General features: G+C 67.3%; 14 protein-coding genes and 1 pseudogene. 4 read left to right on the top strand and 11 right to left on the bottom strand.

What is annotated here, in order from left to right:
• Window positions 1–3: 3 nt before the first annotated feature.
• Complete coding sequence (locus tag ABIR17_RS01920) at window positions 4–552, top strand: hypothetical protein (RefSeq protein WP_348002668.1); 549 nt, start codon at window positions 4–6, stop codon at window positions 550–552.
• Window positions 553–558: 6 nt separating this feature from the next.
• On the opposite strand, the pseudogene ABIR17_RS01915 reads toward ABIR17_RS01920, so the two are convergent.
• The 6 genes and pseudogenes from ABIR17_RS01915 to ABIR17_RS01890 all read right to left on the bottom strand — a co-directional run bounded on the left by ABIR17_RS01915 (window position 559) and on the right by ABIR17_RS01890 (window position 9,617).
• Window positions 559–1,223: pseudogene (locus ABIR17_RS01915) on the bottom strand (aspartate/glutamate racemase family protein).
• Window positions 1,224–1,282: 59 nt separating this feature from the next.
• Window positions 1,283–1,705 (bottom strand): nitroreductase/quinone reductase family protein, encoded by a 423-nt coding sequence (locus tag ABIR17_RS01910; RefSeq protein ID WP_348002667.1) that lies wholly within the window; start codon window positions 1,703–1,705, stop codon window positions 1,283–1,285.
• Window positions 1,706–1,741: 36 nt separating this feature from the next.
• Window positions 1,742–4,348 carry a hypothetical protein gene (locus tag ABIR17_RS01905; RefSeq protein ID WP_348002666.1) on the bottom strand — a complete coding sequence of 869 codons (2,607 nt, stop codon included), beginning with the start codon at window positions 4,346–4,348 and terminating at the stop codon, window positions 1,742–1,744.
• Window positions 4,349–4,477: 129 nt separating this feature from the next.
• Window positions 4,478–8,263 (bottom strand): ATP-dependent RNA helicase HrpA, encoded by a 3,786-nt coding sequence (gene hrpA / locus ABIR17_RS01900; RefSeq protein WP_348002665.1) that lies wholly within the window; start codon window positions 8,261–8,263, stop codon window positions 4,478–4,480.
• 19 nt (window positions 8,264–8,282) lie between these two features.
• Complete coding sequence (locus ABIR17_RS01895; protein WP_348002664.1) at window positions 8,283–9,266, bottom strand: SRPBCC family protein; 984 nt, start codon at window positions 9,264–9,266, stop codon at window positions 8,283–8,285.
• 12 nt (window positions 9,267–9,278) lie between these two features.
• Window positions 9,279–9,617, bottom strand: coding sequence for a metalloregulator ArsR/SmtB family transcription factor (locus ABIR17_RS01890; RefSeq protein WP_348002663.1), 339 nt, complete (start codon window positions 9,615–9,617; stop codon window positions 9,279–9,281).
• 53 nt (window positions 9,618–9,670) lie between these two features.
• On the opposite strand from ABIR17_RS01890, the gene ABIR17_RS01885 reads away from it, so the two are divergent.
• Window positions 9,671–10,507: an aldo/keto reductase gene (locus ABIR17_RS01885; protein WP_348002662.1), complete on the top strand. Its 837-nt coding sequence runs from the start codon at window positions 9,671–9,673 to the stop codon at window positions 10,505–10,507.
• 13 nt (window positions 10,508–10,520) lie between these two features.
• Here ABIR17_RS01885 and ABIR17_RS01880 read toward each other — a convergent pair whose 3' ends face one another.
• A complete protein-coding gene (locus ABIR17_RS01880) occupies window positions 10,521–11,282 on the bottom strand; it encodes an MBL fold metallo-hydrolase (protein WP_348002661.1) in 762 nt (253 codons plus the stop codon).
• A gap of 61 nt (window positions 11,283–11,343) precedes the next feature.
• Between ABIR17_RS01880 and ABIR17_RS01875 the strand changes: the two genes are divergently transcribed.
• Together ABIR17_RS01875 and ABIR17_RS01870 are read left to right on the top strand one after the other, a co-directional pair.
• The gene (locus ABIR17_RS01875; protein ID WP_348002660.1) at window positions 11,344–13,158 is read left to right on the top strand and encodes a DUF255 domain-containing protein; all 1,815 of its coding nucleotides are present in this window, start codon (window positions 11,344–11,346) and stop codon (window positions 13,156–13,158) included.
• Window positions 13,155–13,712 (top strand): hypothetical protein, encoded by a 558-nt coding sequence (locus tag ABIR17_RS01870; protein ID WP_348002659.1) that lies wholly within the window; start codon window positions 13,155–13,157, stop codon window positions 13,710–13,712. The genes ABIR17_RS01875 and ABIR17_RS01870 overlap by 4 nt, the downstream gene beginning before the upstream one ends.
• Window positions 13,713–13,721: 9 nt before the next feature.
• Here the strand turns inward: ABIR17_RS01870 and ABIR17_RS01865 are convergent, their stop codons facing one another.
• The 4 genes from ABIR17_RS01865 to ABIR17_RS01850 form a co-directional block, all read right to left on the bottom strand.
• Window positions 13,722–14,594 (bottom strand): sulfurtransferase, encoded by an 873-nt coding sequence (locus ABIR17_RS01865; protein ID WP_348002658.1) that lies wholly within the window; start codon window positions 14,592–14,594, stop codon window positions 13,722–13,724.
• A gap of 122 nt (window positions 14,595–14,716) precedes the next feature.
• Window positions 14,717–15,289: a CoA-binding protein gene (locus ABIR17_RS01860; protein ID WP_348002657.1), complete on the bottom strand. Its 573-nt coding sequence runs from the start codon at window positions 15,287–15,289 to the stop codon at window positions 14,717–14,719.
• Window positions 15,290–15,293: 4 nt separating this feature from the next.
• Window positions 15,294–16,607: an O-acetylhomoserine aminocarboxypropyltransferase/cysteine synthase family protein gene (locus ABIR17_RS01855; RefSeq protein ID WP_348002656.1), complete on the bottom strand. Its 1,314-nt coding sequence runs from the start codon at window positions 16,605–16,607 to the stop codon at window positions 15,294–15,296.
• 25 nt (window positions 16,608–16,632) lie between these two features.
• The gene (locus ABIR17_RS01850; RefSeq protein WP_348002655.1) at window positions 16,633–19,809 is read right to left on the bottom strand and encodes a hypothetical protein; all 3,177 of its coding nucleotides are present in this window, start codon (window positions 19,807–19,809) and stop codon (window positions 16,633–16,635) included.
• Window positions 19,810–19,878 lie beyond the last annotated feature (69 nt).

Raw genomic sequence — 19,878 nt, 5'->3', positions numbered from 1 at the left:
CCGATGGACGCTCTTCTGCACTGGGCCGGGTTCTTCGGCGGGTGGTTGCTGGTCGCCGGGCCACTGCTGCAGGCGGCGATCGAGCTGCGCGACGAAGAGATCGATCGGGAAGCCTTTAGCGAACTCTCGCAGTTACCCGGACCGCCGAAGGTGTCGGCCTGGTGGTGGATCCTGCCGCCGGTCGCCTACGTCAAGAACCGACGGCGGGCGAAAGCTCAGCAGAAGACGATGTACGCGACGATGACCGCCGATCAGCGTTCCCAGGTCGTCGGCTTTATGAATAAGGCGCGCGGCTGGCTCATCGTTTCCGGGGGTGCCTCGCTGATCGCGGCGAAGGAGACCTGGGAGCTGGTCGAGCTCTACGAACTGCCGGTTTGGGTGTTCTGGGTGGCGATCGTGGTGCTCTCGTTGGGAGTCGTCGTCGTGACGGTGCTTCAGTTGCAGGGCGGCGACGACATCCTGCATGTCGATGACCCGGGGTACCGAGAGCGGCAGCGCACCGAACGGCAGGCGCAGTTCGCCGCCCGGAAGGCCGCGCGCAAGAAGTCCTGAGGCGGCTTAGGCGAGGGCGTGAGTGACGGCGGCTTGCGCGTGGAGAGCCGTAGTGTCGAACACGGGCACCGCGGAATCCTCGGCCCCGATCAGCATCGTGATCTCGGTGCACCCCAGGATGACGGAGTCGGCCCCGGCGGCGATCAGCCGATCGATGACATCCCGATACGCGCCTCGGGAATCGTCGCGCACGACGCCGAGCACCAGCTCGTCGTAGATGATCCGGTGCACGGTCTCGCGGTCCGGCGCCTCGGGGACCAGCACGTCAAGCCCGAACCGGTCGCTGAGTCGATCGCGGTAAAACGCCTGTTCCATTGTGAACCGGGTGCCGAGCAACCCGACTCGTCGGTGGCCGCCGGCGATGAGAGCATCCCCAGTCGGGTCGGCGATATGCAGCAACGGGTGCCGATGGCCGCCTCGATCTGCGGGGCGACCCGGTGCATGGTGTTGGTGCAAAGCACAAGCAGTTCGGCGCCCGCGAGTTCGAGGTCGTGCGCACGGGCCGCGAGAATCGCCGCTGCGGCATCCCAATCACCAGCGACCTGGAGCCGCTCGATGGTCGCGAAGTCGACGCTCGCCAGCACGAGATCAGCCGAGTGCAGCCCTCCCAGAAGGGCCGAGACGCCTTCGTTGATCTCGCGGTAGTAGAGGGCGGTGGATTCCCAGCTCATTCCGCCGAGCAGTCCGAGTCTCTTCACCTGTCCACGCTAGCTCGGCGCGAGATGTCGGGTCAGCGTCGGCTGAGTCGAACGACCGGGATGCGCGGGCGTGACGTCTTCTCCGCGTAATCCGCGAACCCCGGCGATCGCGCGGTGAACTTGCCCCACGCTTCGTCGTGCTCCGACACCGGTACTTCGCTCGCGCGCACCGGCACGGTCTCGACATGATCGCCCGCCGGGATCTCGACGACCGTGTCGGGGTTCGCGATCAGGTTGTGGTACCAGGCGGGGTTCTCATCGGATCCGCCCTTCGACGCTGCGATCAACCAGCCGTCGCCGTCTGGGATCCCAGCGAGCGGATGGACGCGCTCGACGCCGGACTTTGCGCCGACGGAGTGCACGAGGAGGAGACCCGAGCCAAAGTGGCCGGTGACCCCCGCGTTGGCGCGAAACTCCGCAATCATCTGGTCGTTGTAGTTGGCGAAGTCACTCACCCTCCCATGATGGCGTGTCAGCGTTCCGCCCGCTGGCTAGGAGAGCGCCTTCCGGATCCGTCTCAGGCGACGGGTGCGCCGCTGGGAGGCGACCATCGCGAGGCCGGCGACGAGCAGCAGCAGGCCGAGGAGACCGTCGGACGGCTGTTGGACCGATCCAGTCGCTGCTAGCCCGCTCGCCACGGGCTGGATGCGGGAGGTCGCGATGAGACGGCCGGCCGAGTCGAGTTGGAACCAGAGCACCGCAGTCGCCGCGGTCGCATCGAACCAGGTGCCCGTGAAGGTCACGGAGTGCCAGCCGGCCTCGAGGCCAGCGGGAATCGTCGCGGCCGTCGCGATCGTGCCTCCGGCTCCCGCCGATCCGCTGCCGATGAGCTGGGGTGTCGAGTGCACGACGATGTCCCAGGTGCTCGGGTCGGCGAGGCCGGTGCCGTTGACGTTCACCTCGGTGCCCGCGACGATGTCGCCGATCTCCGCGTCGAGGTCGATCGACATGCTCTTCTCGGGATCGGCTCCCGGGAGGGTCGGCAGCAGATGCACCCAGGCAGTGACGCCGGATGCGACGACGCCGTCGGTCGCGGTGATCGGGATGCCGAACTCGCCTTCCGCTGTGACGGTGCCCCAGATGCGCACTCCGGGTCCGACGCCGTAGCTGCCCTGATCGACGAGTTCCGCGTTGAGGCCTCCCGTCACGTCGGAGAAGTCGGCGGTGCTCGTGCCCCCGAGACCGAAGTCCCAGAACGGTCCGTCGGCGATGGCGCGCACTGTCACGTCGATCGTGTCACCGACGTGGGCGACGACGTCGGTGCCGTCCCAGATCGGCACGCACTCCTCGCCCTCGAGACTGAACTCCTGGCCCGCGTGCGCCGGGTCCAGAATGTACGCAGCCCCCGCCGTGACGGTGTCAAGAACGCTGCGGTAGGCGCATCCGCTGTAGTCGACGATGGCCGCCGTGTAGGTCAGCGATCCGTCGCCGGCCACGGTGAGATCGGGGTCGCCGGTCACGGCGTGCGCGAACGTTCCGTTGGTGCCGTGCACGATGACCGGGCGCCCAGAGCCAGGCGTGTCGGTCGAGATCAGCGATGCCGGCCCCGCCGCGAACCACGCAGGAGAGCCGTTCGAGCCGATCGTGCCGCTTAGCTCGATCCACGCGTCGGTCGCGACGGTGCCAAACGACGTGCCGGCGACATACGCGGTGACGGTCCAGACAGCGGTCGAGCCGTTGATCGCCCGCACGACGGCGACATCGACGAGGCCGGCGTGGCCGGCGTCGACGTCGTAGTCGATGAAGCTCCACCGGTCTCCGTCATCGTCGAAGGTGTCGGAAGCCGCCTCGGCCCAGACCCGAGCACCGTTGACGCGGATCTCGCCCATGCCCGCGAAGGCGCCCACGGCATCCGATGCCCGGCTGGTGTTGCGACCGAGCGCGTCACGGAGCGTCGCGTCGTAGCGGCAGAGCCCGAGCCAACGCGTGGCGGTGTCGTGGAATGAGAGGTCGTAGGAGTCGAAGACCTGAGAGCACACCGGCGCGGCGACGACGAACTCGACGTCGGTGTACAGGATTGCGCCTGTTACCTCGACTCCCGAGAGTCGCACCGTCGCCGTCCCGTCACGCAGGGGTGTCCCCGTGATCCACACGATGAACGGCGTGCCGATTCCGCCCGGCTGCAACACCCTGGCATCCAACCCGGGCGGGAGTCCGTCGACAGTGATCGTGCCATTCCAATTCGAGTCCCTGAAGTCGCCGCTGGCAACGAAGCGCTCGTCGTATTCGGTGATGCCCGCCGTCAGATGTTGGGTCGGGATCGACGGCCAGCCGCCGGCGACCGGCGTGTACCCGTAGTCGACGTAGACGTCGTAGAGCGCCGATGTGTCCCACGTTGCGGCGGAGAGCACTGTCGCGGTGAGGTCAGTCGTCGCCGAACCCGACGCGGCGGTCGCACCGGCGCGGTAGAAGACGGGCGCGCTGTCGGCGGGGAAGACCGCGAGAACGACATCGGGACCGCCGACATCGCCGTAGAGGCTGACCGTGTAGCGGCCCACGGAATCGGTCGTCGTCAGAGGTCCGAGCGGCTCGCTCGCCGCGGCTCCCACGCCGGCGTAGTAGAGCCCAACGGTGGTATTGCGGAGCGGGGTCGCGACACCGTCGTGCACCTGCCGCACGGTGCCGGAAATCGTGAGCGAATCGTTCGCGGGCGGCCAGGGTGGGTCGGCGATCACCGTGAAGGAGTAAACCGCCACCGTCGGCGGAATCCCGCTGTCGGCCGGTTGCGCGCACCCACCGCTCGCCGTGACGGTCACCGTCGTATCGCCCGCCGGGAAGGTGCCGAGGTCTCCGACGTACACCAGGGAGATCCCGTCGAAACCAGGTGGGGGAAGCGTTCCGGCGCGGCCGTCGCCGTCGTCCCAGCTGAGGGTGGGCGCGTTCGCGGGCGAGCACGGGCTGTCGCTCGGGCCCTGTACGTTCACCGAGAGGGTGACGTGATCGGATGCGTACGGCGAGGCCGGCGACACTCCCGGTCCGCCCATCCAGAGGATGCCTCCCGGGTCGGCAGCCGCAGGTGCGACGCCGACGGCGAGGCCGGCCGCGCCGATGATCAGTGCTGTGACGGCCGCAACGGTGCGGTGCAGGATGTTGCGCATGGAAGTGCCCCCCGGTCTTTCCGCTGTCAGGTTAGGCACGCGGGACCGTCCACCGCGCCTCCCAGTGGGAGTGCCCCCGGCTCGGGGGTGGCTCGGGGGTGGAACGTCACCGCCGTCGAAGGCGGCGAGTCAGGCGCCGAGGGCCTTGCGGATGCGCTGCACCGAGACCGGTCCCGCGGTGCCGAGGTGCTGGGCGAACAGCGACAGCCGCAACTCCTCGAGCATCCAGCGCACCTCGGCCCGGCGGGCGGGAGCGTCGGGCGTGAGCGGCAGCTTGCCCCCGTGATCGAGGTAGAGCGTCGTCGCCTGCTCGACCTCGGTCTGCCAGGCCCGGTCGCGGCCGGGATTGTCGGTGAGGCGTGCGATGCGGTGCAGAATTCCCTGCAGATAGATCGGCATCCGCCGGAGGCGCGGGATGCCGGCCACCCCGGCGAATCCCGGATGCACGAGTGCCGCGAGTTGCGCCCGCGCGTCGCTGAGCGGCCCGATGAAGGCGAGCGAGGATGCCGAGGCGATCGCCCGATCGACCTCGCGCGCCGCGGTCAGCACTTTGGCCATCACGGCGACGGTCTCGAACAGCGCGTCAACGAGCCCGGCCGACACCTCGGCCCTCAGGCTCTCGAATGCCGGTTTGTCGCGCGGCGCGCGGTCTCCCGCCGCAGCTGCGAGGGTCGCGAGCAGGGCGTCGTCCCAGAGCGCAGCGGTCGAGGGGTACGGACTCGCGGCGAGCGCGAGCTTCTCCGCATCGGTGAGGTGGTCGCGCACATAGCCGACGGGGCTTGGCACCGTGAGCGCGAGCAGTCGCAGCGCCCCGCGAGGATGAGTGGCGAGTGCCTCGTCTTCTGTGGCGAACACCCGGATGCCGACCGACGACCCCGCGTCGACGAGGGCGGGGTAGCCGCGCACGCCGCCGGCCTCGACGACAGCCGGGAGTTCATCGAAGTCCCACGTGGTCAGCCCGGCGCGTTCGAGCTCTCGCCCGGGGGTTGCGACGGCGACGGCTCTCGCGACCGTCGCACGGGTCTTCTCGGCGAACCGCGTTCTCAACTCGGCGAGATCTTTCGACGCGCCCAGCCGCGTGCCGCGACCGTCGACGGCGGCGTAGGTGATCGCCAAGTTCGCCGGCACCCGGTCGAGCTCGAAGGCGGCGGGATCGACGACCGCGTGCGTCGCGGCGCGGATCGCGGCGGCGAGCGCGGGCAGCAGAGGCAGTTCGCGATCGAGTGCGGGGAGTAACCGCCGCGCCCAATCGGCGGCCGGAACCACGTTCTTGCGAATCGCCTTCGGGAGCGCCCTCAGCAGCGCGGTGACGAGTTCTTCGCGCAGACCCGGCACGAGCCACTCGAACGGTTGTGCGTCGACGGTGGCGAGCCGTTCGACGGGGATCTCGACGGTGACGCCGTCGTCGGCAGCGCCGGGTTCGAAGCGATACGTCAGGGCGAAGCCGTGCAACCGGTCGGGGAAGGCGTCGGGATCACGGGCGACCGGGTCGTCGTCCACCTCGAGAAGGTCGGAGCGGGTCATCGTGAGCAGTGCGGGAGTCTCTGCCCGGGCGTCTTTCCACCAGCGCTCGAAGCCGCGCACGTCGGTGATCGGTTTTGGGATGCGGGCGTCGTAGAACTCGACCACCGCTTCGTCGTCAACCAAGATGTCGCGTCGCCGGGTGCGCTCTTCGACCTCACCGAGCTCGGCTCGTAGCGCCCGGTTCGCGCGATCAAAGTCGTACAGTCCGTTCTTCGCGATCGAGAACGGCCAGTCGCCCTCGATCAACGCGTACCGCAGGAACAGCTCGCGCGCCTCGACCGGGTCGATCCTGCCCAACTGCACTTTGCGGCGCGCGACGATCGTCAGCCCGAACAGGGTCAGGCGTTCGTAGGCCACGGCCGAACCCTGCTTCTTCTCCCAGTGCGGTTCTGAGAACGAGCGCTTGACCAGATCGCCGGCGATCTTCTCGGCCCAGACCGGATCGATTGCGGCGGCGGTGCGGGCGAACAGTCGGGAGGTCTCGACCAGCTCGGCCGCCATCACGAACTCTGGGGTCTTCTTCGCGAGCGCCGATCCCGGGAACACGATGAAACGCTGCCCGCGAGCACCGAGGTAGTCGCGTTTCTCGCGGTCGCGCATCCCGAGGCGGCTGAGCAGTCCGGCGAGGAGCGATCGATGGATGCCGTCGGCGTCCGTCGATTGTTCGCCCGGCGCAATCCCCAAGGGCTTGGCGGCGCGGACGATCTGCCTGTACAGGTCTTGCCACTCGCGCACCCGCAGGTAGTTGAGGTATTCGGCCTTGCACATCCGGCGGAATGCGCTGCCGCTGCGGTCCTTCTGCTCCTTCTCGAGGTGATTCCAGAGGTTGAGCAGCGTGATGAAGTCGCTCGTCGGGTCGACGAAGCGCGCGTGCAACTGGTCGGCATGTCCGCGCTTCTCGAGCGGCCGTTCACGCGGATCCTGGATCGACAGCCCCGCGACGATTGCGGCCACCTCGCGCACGACGCCGTTGCCCTTCGCGGCAACGAGCATTCGTGCGAACCGCACGTCGACCGGAAGCTGCGTCAGCATCCGGCCGGTATTGGTCAGCCGACCACCCTCAACGGCGCCGAGTTCGGCCAGCAGATCGAGACCGTCGCGCACTCCGCGCTTGTCGGGCGGCTGGAGGAACGGGAACGCCTCGATTTCGCCGAGCCCGAGCGCCATCATCTGCAGGATGACCGCCGCCAGGTCGGTGCGCAGAATCTCGGGATCGGTGAACGCCGGCCGCCGCGTGTAGTCGTCTTCGGAGTACAGCCGAATCGCGATCCCGTCACTCGTTCGCCCCGCGCGACCCGCACGTTGGTTTGCTGAGGCCTGGCTGATCGCCTCGATCGGCAGCCGTTGCACCTTTGAGCGCGGGCTGTACCGCGAAATGCGGGCGGAGCCGGCATCCACCACGTATTTGATCCCCGGCACCGTGAGGCTCGTCTCGGCGACGTTGGTGGCGAGCACGATGCGACGACGGATGCCGGGAGCCCGTTTGGTGTCGAAGACCCGATGCTGCTCGGCCGCAGTCAAGCGCCCATACAAGGGAACAACCTCGGTGTGCGGGCGGGAGGAGAGGGCATCCTGCGCGTCGCGGATCTCGGCCTCACCCGACAGGAACACCAGCACGTCGCCGGCCGCTTCGCGTTCGAGTTCGTCGAGTGCATCCCGGATCCCGTCGAACAGGTCCTTAGGTTCGCCGGCGTCGACTCCAGATCGCTGAGATTCAGGCTGGAACGACGAATCAGTTGCCGGATCGGTGAAATCGTCTCCGTCATCCTGAATCTTGTCGACGGTAAGGGGTCGGTAGCGGATCTCGACCGGGTAGGTGCGGCCCGACACCTCAATGATCGGGGCGGGGGTGCCGTCGGCCGAGGCGAAGTGGCGGGCGAACGACTCGGGGTCGATCGTCGCTGAGGTGATCACCAACTTCAGCTCGGGGCGACGCGGGAGCAGTTGCGCGAGATACCCGAGCAGAAAGTCGATCGTCAGCGACCGCTCATGCGCCTCGTCGATGATGATCGTGTCGTAACGCTTGAGGTCGCGGTCACGCTGCAACTCGGCCAGCAGCACGCCGTCGGTCATCACTTTGACGACCGTGTTGCGCGCAGACCTGTCGTCGAACCGCACCTGGTAGCCGACAAGTCCTCCGAGCTCGACGCCCAGTTCGGACGCGATCCGTTCGGCCACACTCCGGGCGGCGATGCGGCGGGGCTGCGTGTGCCCGATTTTCTCGCGGCCCAGATCGAGGAGGATCTTCGGCAACTGCGTCGTCTTACCCGACCCGGTCTCGCCCGCGACGATCACCACCTGATGGGCGGCAATCGTGCGCGCGATCTCGTCCCGCATGGCGCTGACGGGCAGCTCCGGCGGGTAGGTGATCTTCAGGTCGGGATGAGGCATGAGCCGACCAGCTTATGGCTCAGCCGATCGGCAGCAGCTCCCGTTCGAGCCGCTGGTAACTGGTCTCCATACCGTCGGTCATCCCGGTGGCGAGGATCATGTCCCGCTGGGCCAGGTCGGCGTAGGTGATGTAGAGCGTGAGGAGGGTCACGCCGCCGTCCTCGGCGAATGACAGGTCGTTGACAGTGCCAGGGGCGTCGAGTCCCGTCATGCGCTCGGTCGAGACGAGACGGCGCTCGGGTTCGATGACGAGGTTCTCGCCCTCGAAACCGAACCCCGGTCCGAGGGCGGGATCGCCGGGGGTCCAGGCGTAGCGGTACGAGCCACCGGGAGCAGTCGAGATTTCGCACACCGTCATCTGCCAGCCGTCGGGTCCCAGCAGCCACTGCCGCATCAGTTCAGGTTCGGTGTGCGCACGCCAGATCAGGTGGCGGGGCGCCTCGAACGCGCGGGTGATCCGTACATGCACGTCGTCGATCAGTTCGACCTGGGTGCCCTTGCCGAGCGCGTACTCGCGCAGGTCGGCGAGCACGGTGTCGAGCTGCGCCATCGACTGAGTCGAGCCCTCGATGACTCCCATGGCGACGACCTTCTCGAGGTCCGCGGCGGTGTCGAAGTTCGTGACCGTCGTGAGCCGGCATCCGTCGGCCGTCGTCTCGAACCGCAGTGCCATTCGCGAGGCGGGCATGCCGGGCACGGCCACTCCGTTGGCGTCAGCGAACCAGTCGACGAGGTCGATCGCGTGGGGCGCGTCAATCGCACCGAACTTCCACAGCCCGTAGAACGCTTCGCCCTCCGGGCTCGTCATTCGGTAGTGAGCGGCGCCGCCTGCGCGGAAGTCGTACTCGCCGAACGTCGACGGATAGCCGGGAGGACCCCAGAACCGCTCGAGCTTGCGCGGTTCGGCGAAGGCCTCCCACAGCCTCTCGACCGGAACCGGGAATTCGGCGACCAGCGTGAGGGTGAGCGCCTCGGCGTCGGTACTAACTGAGGTGACGGGCATGGTGATTCCTTTCTAAACGTCTTCGGAAAGCAGGGCGTCGAGCCGGCCGATCCGGTCGCGCCAGAGGTCGGCGTAGCTGTCGAGCAGGCGTTGGGCGCGTGCGATCGTCTCGGGGTCGGCGCGCACGATGCGCGTGCGGCCGCGATTTTCTTTGGTCACGAGTCCCGCTCCTTCCAGCACGGCGACGTGTTTCTGCACCGCCGCAAACGACATCGCGTAGCTGAGAGCGAGTTCGCTGACCGACGCCTCGCCCGACAGGGTGCGGCGCAGGATGTCGCGTCGCGTTTGGTCGGCGAGAGCGTGGAAGACGGCATCCACCTCTGCGTCGCTGAGTTCGGTATCTACAACCATTTGGTTGTACGTTAGCGCAGGAGCCTGGACCCGTCAACCCATAGGCTGACGGTGTGTCCCAGGTACCTCGCATCCCGCTCAATGACGGCAACTCCATCCCGCAGCTCGGATTCGGAGTGTTCCTAGTCCAACCCGACGAGGCCGAACGCATCGTCAGTGACGCCCTAGAAGCCGGCTACCGGCACATCGACACCGCCGCGATCTACGGCAACGAGGTTGGCGTCGGGCGCGCCATCGCGGCATCCGGCATTCCCCGCGACGAGCTCTTCATCACCACGAAACTCGCCAACCCCGACCAGGGCACGCGATCGGCTCACGACGCGATCGACCTGAGCCTCGCGAAGCTGCAACTCGACAAGGTCGACCTCTACCTCATCCACTGGCCGACGCCGGCGCGCGACCTGTACGTCGAGTCGTGGCAGGCGATGGAACAGATTCGGGATGACGGTAAGACCACCTCGATCGGCGTCTCCAACTTTCAGATTCCGCACCTCGATCGCCTCCTCGCCGAGACCGAAACGGTGCCGGCGGTTAACCAGATCGAGTTGCACCCGACCTTCCAGCAGCGCGAGATTCGCGCGTGGGGAGTTGAGCACGACATGCGCATCGAGTCCTGGGGTCCGCTCGGTCAGGGCAAGTACGACCTGTTCGGGCTCGCCCCGATCACGGCGGCGGCCACCGCGCACGGCGTCACTCCGGCGCAGATCGTTATTCGCTGGCACCTCCAGTCGGGGCTCATCGTCTTTCCGAAGTCGAACTCGGTCGACCGCATCCGAGAGAACTTCGACGTGTTCGGCTTCGAGCTGTCAGGCGAAGAGTTGGCGGCTATCGACGCACTCGAGGCCGACAACCGGGTCGGCGGGCATCCCGACGTCGTGGGTAACGCGTAACCGTCGGTAACACCTAGTCGACGTTGACGGAGATCCCGCGCGGGGTCTCCACCAGCAGGTCGGCGATCCCGGCTGCCGTGAAGGCTGCTTCGAGGTCGGCACGGCTCTCGCTGAAGTGCTCCCAGTCTTCGGTGTGCACCCCGATCACTCGCGAGGCACCCAAAATCTGCGCGGCTTCGGCCGCATCGCGACTCGTGAGGGTGAGCGCCGCCGGAATCTCTGGCACCCGTGCGGCGCCGGCGAAGAGCACCGCGATGTCGATGTCGAACCGTGCCGCGATTTCGCGCACCAGATCAAGCGCCGCATTGTCGCCGCTCACGTAGACGGTGGGCTGTCCGGGTGAGCTCAGCACGAAGCCGGTGACCGGGCCGACCACGTCGTCGCTGCCGGGAGGGCCGTGCAACGCCGGCGCCGCGGTGACGGTGACGCCGCCCGGGTGGGTGGTCGATTCCCAGGTCGCGAGCCCACGCACGCGGGGGAGTGCGAGCCCCGCAGCTGCGTAGGGGGTGGTGAAGGTCGGCACTCCGGAGGCGACGAGTTGAGTGCCGAGGGTGTCGAGATTGTCTTCGTGTTCGTGGTGGCTGAGGAGGATGACATCCACCGTCCCGAGGTCAGCGAGAGCGATCGCAGGTCCCTGGGTCTTGACCAGGGTGGTTGCGCCGGGGTCGGGGTAGGAGCGCGGTTCGTCGAAGGTCGGGTCGGTGATGAACCGCACCCCGGCGTAGTCGAGAAGAACCGTGGGTCCTCCGAGATAGGTCACGGCGAGCCCCGGCATAGGGTGAGCCTATGACGGCGGACCTGACTCGTGAGGCGGGATGTAGCGGGTCGACGGCGGAATGAATCGCCTCGCCGGGGCGCTCAGCCCCTATCTGCGCTCCCACGCCGGAAACCCCGTCGACTGGTGGCCGTGGAGTGAGGCCGCGTTCGCCGAGGCCGTTCGCCGCGATGTTCCGGTGCTGATCTCCATCGGGTACGCGACCTGCCACTGGTGTCACGTCATGGCGCGGGAGAGCTTTTCGGACCCTGAGATCGCCGCGCAACTGAATGCGGGATTCGTCGCAATCAAGGTCGACCGCGAGGAGCATCCGGATGTTGACGCGACCTATCTCGCCGCGGCGAGCGCGTTCACCCCGTCGCTCGGCTGGCCGCTCACCGTCTTCACGACGCCGGCGGGTGCCGCCTTCTATGCCGGCACCTACTTTCCGCCGCGCCCGATGCAGGGGGTTCCGGCTTTTCGCGAGGTTCTCGAGGCGATCTCGGACGCTTGGGTGAACCGTCGACACGAGGTGGAAGCCACCTCAGCCGCGGTCCTCGAAGCGCTGACCGCTCCCCGCGACACCAGTGCAGGCGTCGAGATCGACGGCGCGGCGCTCACCGTCGCGGTGCACGACCTGGCCCGTCTGGAGGACTCCGAGTTCGGCGGCTTCGGCTCGGCCCCGAAGTTTCCCACGACGCCGGTGCTCGCCTTCCTGCTGGAGGAAGGGTCCGCCGAAGCGCGCTCGCTGGCGGAACGAACGTTGCGGGCGATGGCGGCATCGCCGCTGCGCGACGCGATCAGCGGCGGCTTCTTCCGGTACGCCGTGCAGCGCGACTGGAGCGAGCCACACTACGAGCGGATGCTGACCGACAACGCGCAGCTGCTCGCCTGTTACGCGGCGATCGCCGATCAGCTGACGGCGGCGGGAATCGCAGGTTTCTTGATCGACGTGCTGCGGGTACCGGGTGGCTTCGCGTCGGGTCAAGACAGCGAGAGCGACGTCGACGGCGTCCGGGTCGAGGGGGGCTATTACGCGCTCGACGCCGAAGGTCGCGCGCGCCAGCCTCAACCCGGCCTCGACGACAAGGTGCTGGTCGGCCTCAACGGCATCGCGATCGGCGCGCTCGCGGACGCCGGGGTGCGTTTCGATCGCCCCGAGTGGATCGCGGCCGCGCGCGAGTGCGCCGACGACCTCCTCGCGGTACATGGCGACCGCGCTCCACTTCGGCGGGCATCCCGAGAGGGGAGCACGTCGGATGCCGTTGCCACCCTGGAGGACTACGGCGGGCTCGCCGGCGGCTTGCTTCGGCTCGCCCTGGCATCGGGCGAACCGCGTTACGCGACGCTCGCCCGAGCGCTGGTCGAGGCCTGCGCCAGCGGGGAGGTAATTGCGCCTCCCGGCGGAACGGATGCGGTTCTCGCCGCGCGCGGGCTCGCGCTGCCTCCCGAGATCTCGGACGGCGCGACCCCGTCCGGGCGTGCCCTGCTTGCCGATGCAGCCCTGTTGCTGGCCGCCCTCACCGGCCGGGATGAGCACCGCGTGATCGCCGAGACTGTCGCCGCCCCCGCCCTTCGTGCGGCGACCGAGCAGCCCATTTCGTTCGGGGGAGCACTCGCAATCGCGGTGCGACTGGCCCGACCTGTCGCGCAACTCGTGATCGTTGGCGATCCGGCATCCTCTCTTGCGACGGTCGCGCGCCGGTGGGGTGGTCCGGTTCGCGTGCTCGCACTGGTCACCGATGATCGCGCGGCGGCCTTCGCGCTCGCGGGCTTCGAGTTATTTGCGGATCGCACCACGACCCGCGGGATGCCCACCGCGTACCTGTGCGAACGGTTCGTCTGCGAAACTCCGCTCTCAGATGCCGGGCGCCTCGCGGATAGGCTCGCGGTATGACTCTTCGTCGGGCCGCAGGCAACTCACGTCTCGTGCTCATGCCCGCTGCCCTTGCGGTGCTGCTTCTGGGCGGCTGCACGAGCAACTTTCTGGTGGGGGGCGGGGGCTCTCCGTCCACCGATGCGCCGCCTCCGTCGCCGAGCGCGACCGAAACCGCCACACCAACGCCGACCTCACCTCCGCAGCAGACGTCTGCCGAGTGCAACAACCTGTTGATCAACAGGGCGGGTACCTATGCGCTGGGCGACTGCACCACCGTGACGATCGAGGGTTCGAACATCGACGTCTCCTTCGGCTCGATTGAGAATCTCGTGATCCGAGGCAATGGCGCGAGACTCAGCGGGGAACACCTCGGAGACGTGCAGCTCTCGGGCCAGGGCGACGAGATCGACGTCGTGACCCTCGGCACGCTCCACATTCGTGGCGACCAGAACCTGGTCAATGCCGAGCAGACGATCCACTCGGTGATCATCGACGGCAACACCAACACGGTCACGGCAGGCGACGGCATCGACCAAAAGGCCGACAACGGGATCGGCAACCAGTTCAGTTAGGGCGCGCCGCTAGAGGGTCGTCGCGAGCGGAGCCTCGAGGTCGGCAGCCCACTCATTGAGTGAGCCGTCGTAGATCGCGACCGATTTCTCGCCGAGGCGGATGAGCTGCAGAGCGGCGGCCGTCGCGGCAATCCCCCCGTTGCAGTAGGCGATGATTCGGGGCGCGCCGAGAACCGGGGACAGCAGTTCGCGCAGTTGTGCGTCGGGGAGCGCCGTGCGAGCCTCGCGGTCGACCAAGCGCGCCGCAGGAACGGATGACGACCCGGGGATGTGTCCCGCTCGGGCGCGCGACGGAGTCTCGCCGGTGAACTCTTTCGGCGGCACCGCGCAGACCAGCGCCGCATCCACTTCGCCTCTGATCACCCGTTCGACCTCGGCCTTGTCGACCCAGGCGTCGGGTCGCTCGACAGCGGTGAAGGTGGTCGCGACAGGTTCGACGTGGCCGCGGTCGACGGGCCGGTCTTCGGCGCTCCACGCGGTGAACCCGCCATCGAGAACCGCGGCGTTGTCATGTCCACAGGCGCGCAGCAACCACCAGAGGCGAGACGCCCATTGGCCGACCGCAGTGTCATAAATCACGACGGTGGTGTCGGTACCGATCCCGAGGGCTCCCGCGGCGGCGGCGAATCGGGCCGCGTCGGGCCGGGTGAACGGAAAGGCGCCGTTCGGATCCGAGAATTCGTCGATCAGATCGGCGAACACCGCGCCGGGAATATGCCCTTCGGCGATGTACTGCTCGTGGCCGCTGAGTGACCCCGCCTTGCCGTTGGGCTGAGTGAACGAGACGACCGACGCGTCGACGACGACGAGGTCATCGGCACCCAGGTGATCGGCCAGCCACTGGGCTGAGACCAGGGTCGACGGCAACGCGGGTCCGGGCATGCGCCCACGCTAACTCGGCGCCCCTCTGGTCGCGGTCGCGACCGCAATGCAAGGTAACGTCCATCCGCGCCGATTGGCGCGCGCGAGTGCTTCAAGCGCGCCGATTGGCGCGCGCGAACTCTTTAGCGCAGAACTTTGCGGGCCGTGATCTGGCCGGTGTCAAAGCCGAGCAGATGCAAGCCACCGTGGAAGCGGGCGTGCTCGATCTTGATGCAGCGGTCCATGACGACCGTCAAACCCTTCGACTCGCCGTAGACCGCAGCCTCCTCGTTCCAGATGCCGAGCTGCACCCAGATGGTCTTCGCGCCGATCGCGAGAACCTCGTCGATAACCGCCGGGATGTCGCTGCCCTTGCGGAACACGTCGACGATGTCGGGCACGACGGGCAGGTCGGCGAGGCTCTTGTAGACCTTCTGGCCGAGGATCTCATCGGCCATCGGGTTGACGAAGAACAGTTCGTAGTCGCTCGACTGGTCGAGGTACGTCGCGACGAAGTACGACGACCGGGTCACGTTCGGCGAGGCGCCAACGATCGCGACGGTCTTCGCCTTCTGCAGGATCGACATCCGTTCCTTCGCCGACGGCCCCACCCAGGTGCGCTGCGACTTCAGCAGCTTCGCCAGCGGAGACGACGACGGGATGTCGCAGGTGAGCCCGTTGGAGAGCTGGACAGTTTCGAGAGTGTCGGTCGCCATGTCGCTATTCTCCCTTCGAGGCCGCGGTGAGCGCTTGATCGAGGTCGTCGATGATGTCCTCGATATCCTCAATGCCGACGCTGATGCGCACGAGTCCTGGCAGCACCCCGGCGTCGAGCAACTGCTGTTCGCTGAGCTGGGCGTGGGTGGTCGACGCCGGGTGGATGACGAGGGTCTTCGCGTCGCCGATGTTGGCCAGGTGGGAGGCGAGGTTGACGCTCTCGATGAACGTCTGGCCAGCAGGCCGGCCACCCTTCACGCCGAACGAGAACACCGAACCGGGTCCCTTCGGGAAGTACCTCGTCGCCCGCTCGAAATGCGGGTGGTTCGGCAGGCCGGCCCAGTTGACGAACTCGATGCGGGGGTCGGCATCCAGCCACTGCGCGACCGCGCGGGCGTTGTCGACGTGAGCCTGCATCCGGTAGGGGAGGGTCTCGACGCCTTGCGCCAGCAGCCAGGCGGAATGTGGGGCGAGGGCCGGTCCGATGTCGCGCAACTGCTCGGCCCGCAGGCGGGTCAGGAATGCGTATTCGCCAAAGTTGCCGTGCCAGTTGAGTCCGCCGTAGTGGGCGACCTCGGTGTCGAACAGCGGGAAGCGCTCATTCGCCCAGTGGAAGCGACCCGACTCGACGACGACACCGCCGAGGGTCGTGCCGTGCCCGCCCAGGAACTTCGTGGCCGAGTGGATGACGACATCCGCTCCCCACTCGATCGGCCGGTTGAGGTAGGGGGTCGCGACCGTGGAGTCGATGATCAGGGGGAGGTGATGCGAGTGCGCGACCTCGGCGAGGCCTTCGAGATCGGCGATGTCGCCCGACGGATTGGTGATCGACTCGGCGAAGATCAGTTTCGTCTGGTCGGTGATGACGGCGTCGTAGTCCTTCGGGTCGGTGCCGGTGACGAATGTCGTATCGACTCCGAAGCGGCGCAGCGTCACGTCAAGCTGGGTCACCGAGCCGCCGTAGAGCGAGGCGGCCGACACGATGTGATCGCCGGCACCGGCCAGTGACGCGAACGTGATGAACTCCGCGCCGAGACCGGATGCTGTGGCCACCGCACCGAGGCCACCTTCGAGACTCGCGACCCGCTCCTCGAATGCGGCCACCGTCGGGTTCGCGAGCCGGCTGTAGATGTTGCCGTACTTCTGAAGCGCGAAGCGGGCTGCGGCATCCGCGGTGTCATCGAAGACGAACGCGCTGGACTGGTAGATCGGCAGGGCGCGTGCGCCACTCACCGCGTCGGGAATGTTCCCGGCGTGGATGGCGCGGGTCTTGAATCCGTACTCGCGGTCGTGGGTCGGCGAAGTGCTGTCGGGCATCCCGCCAGATTATCGGCAGCCCCGATCAGTGTTTCTCCGCGTTACCCGAGTGAGCCTTTTCATGTTCTTGGTGGGCTTCTTCTTCGGCGGTTTCGTCGCGTTTGTCGGCGCGGGCGAAGATCCACCAGATGGCGAGGCTGATGGCGCCGAAGATGGCCAGGACGATGACCCAGATGCCGTAGTCGCGGACTTCGCTGCCGTCGAGTGCGGTGGGCAGCACGATGAGGGCGAAGGGGATGCTGATGGCGATGAACATGGCGATCCAGCGTCGTCGGGAGGATTCCCAGAGTTCGAATCCTTCGAGGAATCGCAGGGGGAAGATCGCGATCATGGCGCCGGTGAGGCCTTCGGCGGTGGTGGCGACGAGGGCGTCTTCGGTGAGCATTCCGAAGAAGTCGTTCCCGGGGGTGAAGAGGGAGTAGGCGATCCAGGCGATCAGGGCGAGGGATGCGATGACACCCAGTTGCACCATGACGGCTCGGGCGGCGACTTTGCGACTCGCGTTGAGTACTTCAAGGCCGATCGCGATGCCGATGAGGAAGCCGGGTGAGAAGTCCAGGATGCGGGCGACGATGACGCCGACGATCGCGAACAGGATGATGGTGGGTTGCAGTTGGACGACCGCCATCGCTCCCCAGAATCGGCGCACGATGAGGGCGGCCAGCCAGGATGCGCCGTAGCTGAGGATGAAGAACGCGATCGCGAGTGACAGGACGAGTCGCAGCGACACGAGGTCGAAGCCGAAGTGTGGGTCGATGAAGCCGTAGACGATCGAGATCACGGTCACGATCACTGCCGCCGCGAGTGCTGGCGAGCGGGTGGTCTTGATGAACCAGGCTTGGGCACGTTTCAACGTCCGGTCGATCGCGCTGTAACCGCGTCCGAGACGTGAGGAGTTGGACTCCAGGGAGGAGTTCAGCAACTCGGTGGGCAGTGCCACCAGCAGCAACAGGGCCAACGCCAGAAGGCTCGCGAACGCAACCGTGATCGGGTTACTGGCAATATCCGCAATCGTCGCAATGGACCCGGTCAACGCGGAGGGCCCACCCGGCTGCGAACGATCACCAGCACCGTTCTGGTCGCCCGTTCCCGGATCGGTTGGTGCGGGAGTGGGGTCGCCGGTCGTGGCCGAGACGAGGACGTTGGCATCCAGATTCTTGAAGTAGTTCGTGCCGAGCGGGGTTGTTGCCACGACCTGAAGGGTGTGCTTTCCGCCGTCGATGTCCTGGGGTACGACGAGGTTGAGCTTCATCGGGGAACCGGTCGATACGACGGTTCCCAGGACGTAGGGATCGGAGTGCATGATCAGTTGCACCGTCCACCCGGCCGGGATGCCCGCCAAGGTAACCGAGAAGTGATCACCGGGCTTGAGCTTGCTGAGGTCTCCGTCGAACGTCAGCACCCAATCCTCGAGAACGGGGGGTGTGACCTCGGGCGTTCCAGGCGCGGGAGCGGGCGCAACGATCGTGATGAGCTTGGTCGCGGAGTAGGCCGACATGGCGCCGGACGCCGCGTCGATGTCGAGAGCGCGAGCCGCGACCGACGAGGTCGAAGTAAACGAGCAGGCCCACGCGCCGAGTCCGGTGACGATCGTCGTGCAGAGCTGGCTGTCCGCGTTGTTGACGATGCGGATGCGGTCGCCTGCCGTACCGGAGCCGCGCATCGCAACGGTCGTGCCCGTGCTCACCGCTGTGCCGATCGACGGGGTGTTCGGCACGGTGAAGACGTAGTCGTACGAGCTCTCGTCAGGCAGGCTCGCGTACACCTCGTAGGCGCCGGGTGCGAGCCCGGTGAGCGCGCAGGTCGGCGAGCAGTCGGCGAGGAACTGGTCGTAGAAGCCGGTGCCCTCGGGGAAGGTGGTGCCCGCGTTGCCGCCGCACGGGATGTTCGGCGCGAGGTAGTACGGGCCCTCGCCCTGACCGGCCCACGGGGTCAGGAGGTAAATCGACGGTCCGCCGGTGATCGTCGCCGACGCCGGGCCGTAGCTGCAGGTGAGTGTTCCCGGGTCCAGCCCGAGATACGAGTCGAAGAAGGCGCTGCGGATGCCCTCACCCAGGGGCAAGAAGTGCTCGACGCGCACGACGTAGCTTGCGTCGGTCAAGCCCGTGAGGTCTACGGCGCAGCTGAACGTGCTCGCGTTGTCGGGGCATTCCGCGGTCGCGACCTCGGGTCCGATCCCGTCACCGTTCTGGTACAGCGTCACCCGGGTCGAGGCACCGGGGTACGTCGTGGTGCCTGTGAACGCCGTCACCCCGGAACCTGCGGTGTAGGTCGCCGGGCCCGACAGGTCGGGGGCAGGAAGGATGATCTCGAACGAAACGCCCGGGCTCGCCGTCACCCCGTCGTAGACGTCGACCGAATGAAGTCCCGGGGGGATCGTTCCCAGACAGGTCCAGTTGCCGCCCGCGTCGACGGCGACGTTCGAGCAGGCCGTCACTTCTCCGTCGTAGTAGACGCCAACCGTGCTGGATGGGTCCCCTGTACCGGTGATCGTCAACGAGTCGTCGGGATTCGCGATCAGCACGTCGTCGGCCACCGGCGAGGTGACCGAGAGCGCAGACGCCGGGGGCGCGTCGACGTGGAAGGTGAAGCCGCCGTGCGTGCTCTCGACGCCGCCGGACACCTGGTAGTAGGCGGCTGCCCAGTCGCCGGGGGCCGCGGACACCGAGAAGCCGCAGCTCCACGCGGTGCCGGCGGTCGGGTAGGGGCCAATGTTGCAGCTGCCGACCGAGGGAACGTCGACCCAGACTGTCGCATTCGGCGCGGTCGTTAGGCCGCTGAAGGTCGCGGTGTTGCCGGTCGTCACGTTGTAGGGGTCACCGCTGGTGTACGTCGGCTGGGGTGGGACGACGGTCAGTACCTCGGTGGCGGTCCTCGCCGGGCCGAGGCCCGGGGCCTGATAGGCGGTGATTGTGTGGGTGCCGGGCGCAAAGGAGATGTTGCAGGTCCAGGGGTCCGCGTAGGCGGTTGAGCAGAGGAGCGTGCCCGTCTCGTCGGCCCCGTCATGAATCTCGATCCCGCCCGTGTTCGCGCCGTCGGCCGTGCCCGACACGGCGAACGCGGCACCGGTCCAGGTGACAGTCGTCGTCGTGAATTCGAGGCCGTTGTCAGCGTTGGCCGACAGTGCTCCGCCCGCAAGGATGCCGCCGGTCAGCAGCGCAAAGGCCGTCGCCATTGCGGCGATGCGTGAATTTTTGTGCATGGGAATGGGCCTCTTCGAGTCAAACCGGCCCCCACTGGTGCACACATGCTACTAGTCGCGTGTTACGGC

This window comes from Pseudolysinimonas sp., assembly GCF_039912695.1.
GTDB lineage: Bacteria > Actinomycetota > Actinomycetes > Actinomycetales > Microbacteriaceae > Pseudolysinimonas_A.
This window is presented reverse-complemented; position numbering and strand designations above follow the sequence as displayed.

Bases quoted from the DNA above. Each gene is read 5' to 3' on its own strand.
- ABIR17_RS01920 (WP_348002668.1), top strand. From the start codon at position 4: ATGGACGCTCTTCTGCACTGGGCCGGGTTCTTCGGCGGGTGGTTGCTG.
- ABIR17_RS01905 (WP_348002666.1), bottom strand. From the start codon at position 4,348: ATGCGCAACATCCTGCACCGCACCGTTGCGGCCGTCACAGCACTGATC.
- hrpA (WP_348002665.1), bottom strand. From the start codon at position 8,263: ATGCCTCATCCCGACCTGAAGATCACCTACCCGCCGGAGCTGCCCGTC.
- ABIR17_RS01895 (WP_348002664.1), bottom strand. From the start codon at position 9,266: ATGCCCGTCACCTCAGTTAGTACCGACGCCGAGGCGCTCACCCTCACG.
- ABIR17_RS01890 (WP_348002663.1), bottom strand. From the start codon at position 9,617: ATGGTTGTAGATACCGAACTCAGCGACGCAGAGGTGGATGCCGTCTTC.
- ABIR17_RS01880 (WP_348002661.1), bottom strand. From the start codon at position 11,282: ATGCCGGGGCTCGCCGTGACCTATCTCGGAGGACCCACGGTTCTTCTC.
- ABIR17_RS01875 (WP_348002660.1), top strand. From the start codon at position 11,344: ATGAATCGCCTCGCCGGGGCGCTCAGCCCCTATCTGCGCTCCCACGCC.
- ABIR17_RS01870 (WP_348002659.1), top strand. From the start codon at position 13,155: ATGACTCTTCGTCGGGCCGCAGGCAACTCACGTCTCGTGCTCATGCCC.
- ABIR17_RS01865 (WP_348002658.1), bottom strand. From the start codon at position 14,594: ATGCCCGGACCCGCGTTGCCGTCGACCCTGGTCTCAGCCCAGTGGCTG.
- ABIR17_RS01860 (WP_348002657.1), bottom strand. From the start codon at position 15,289: ATGGCGACCGACACTCTCGAAACTGTCCAGCTCTCCAACGGGCTCACC.
- ABIR17_RS01855 (WP_348002656.1), bottom strand. From the start codon at position 16,607: ATGCCCGACAGCACTTCGCCGACCCACGACCGCGAGTACGGATTCAAG.
- ABIR17_RS01850 (WP_348002655.1), bottom strand. From the start codon at position 19,809: ATGCACAAAAATTCACGCATCGCCGCAATGGCGACGGCCTTTGCGCTG.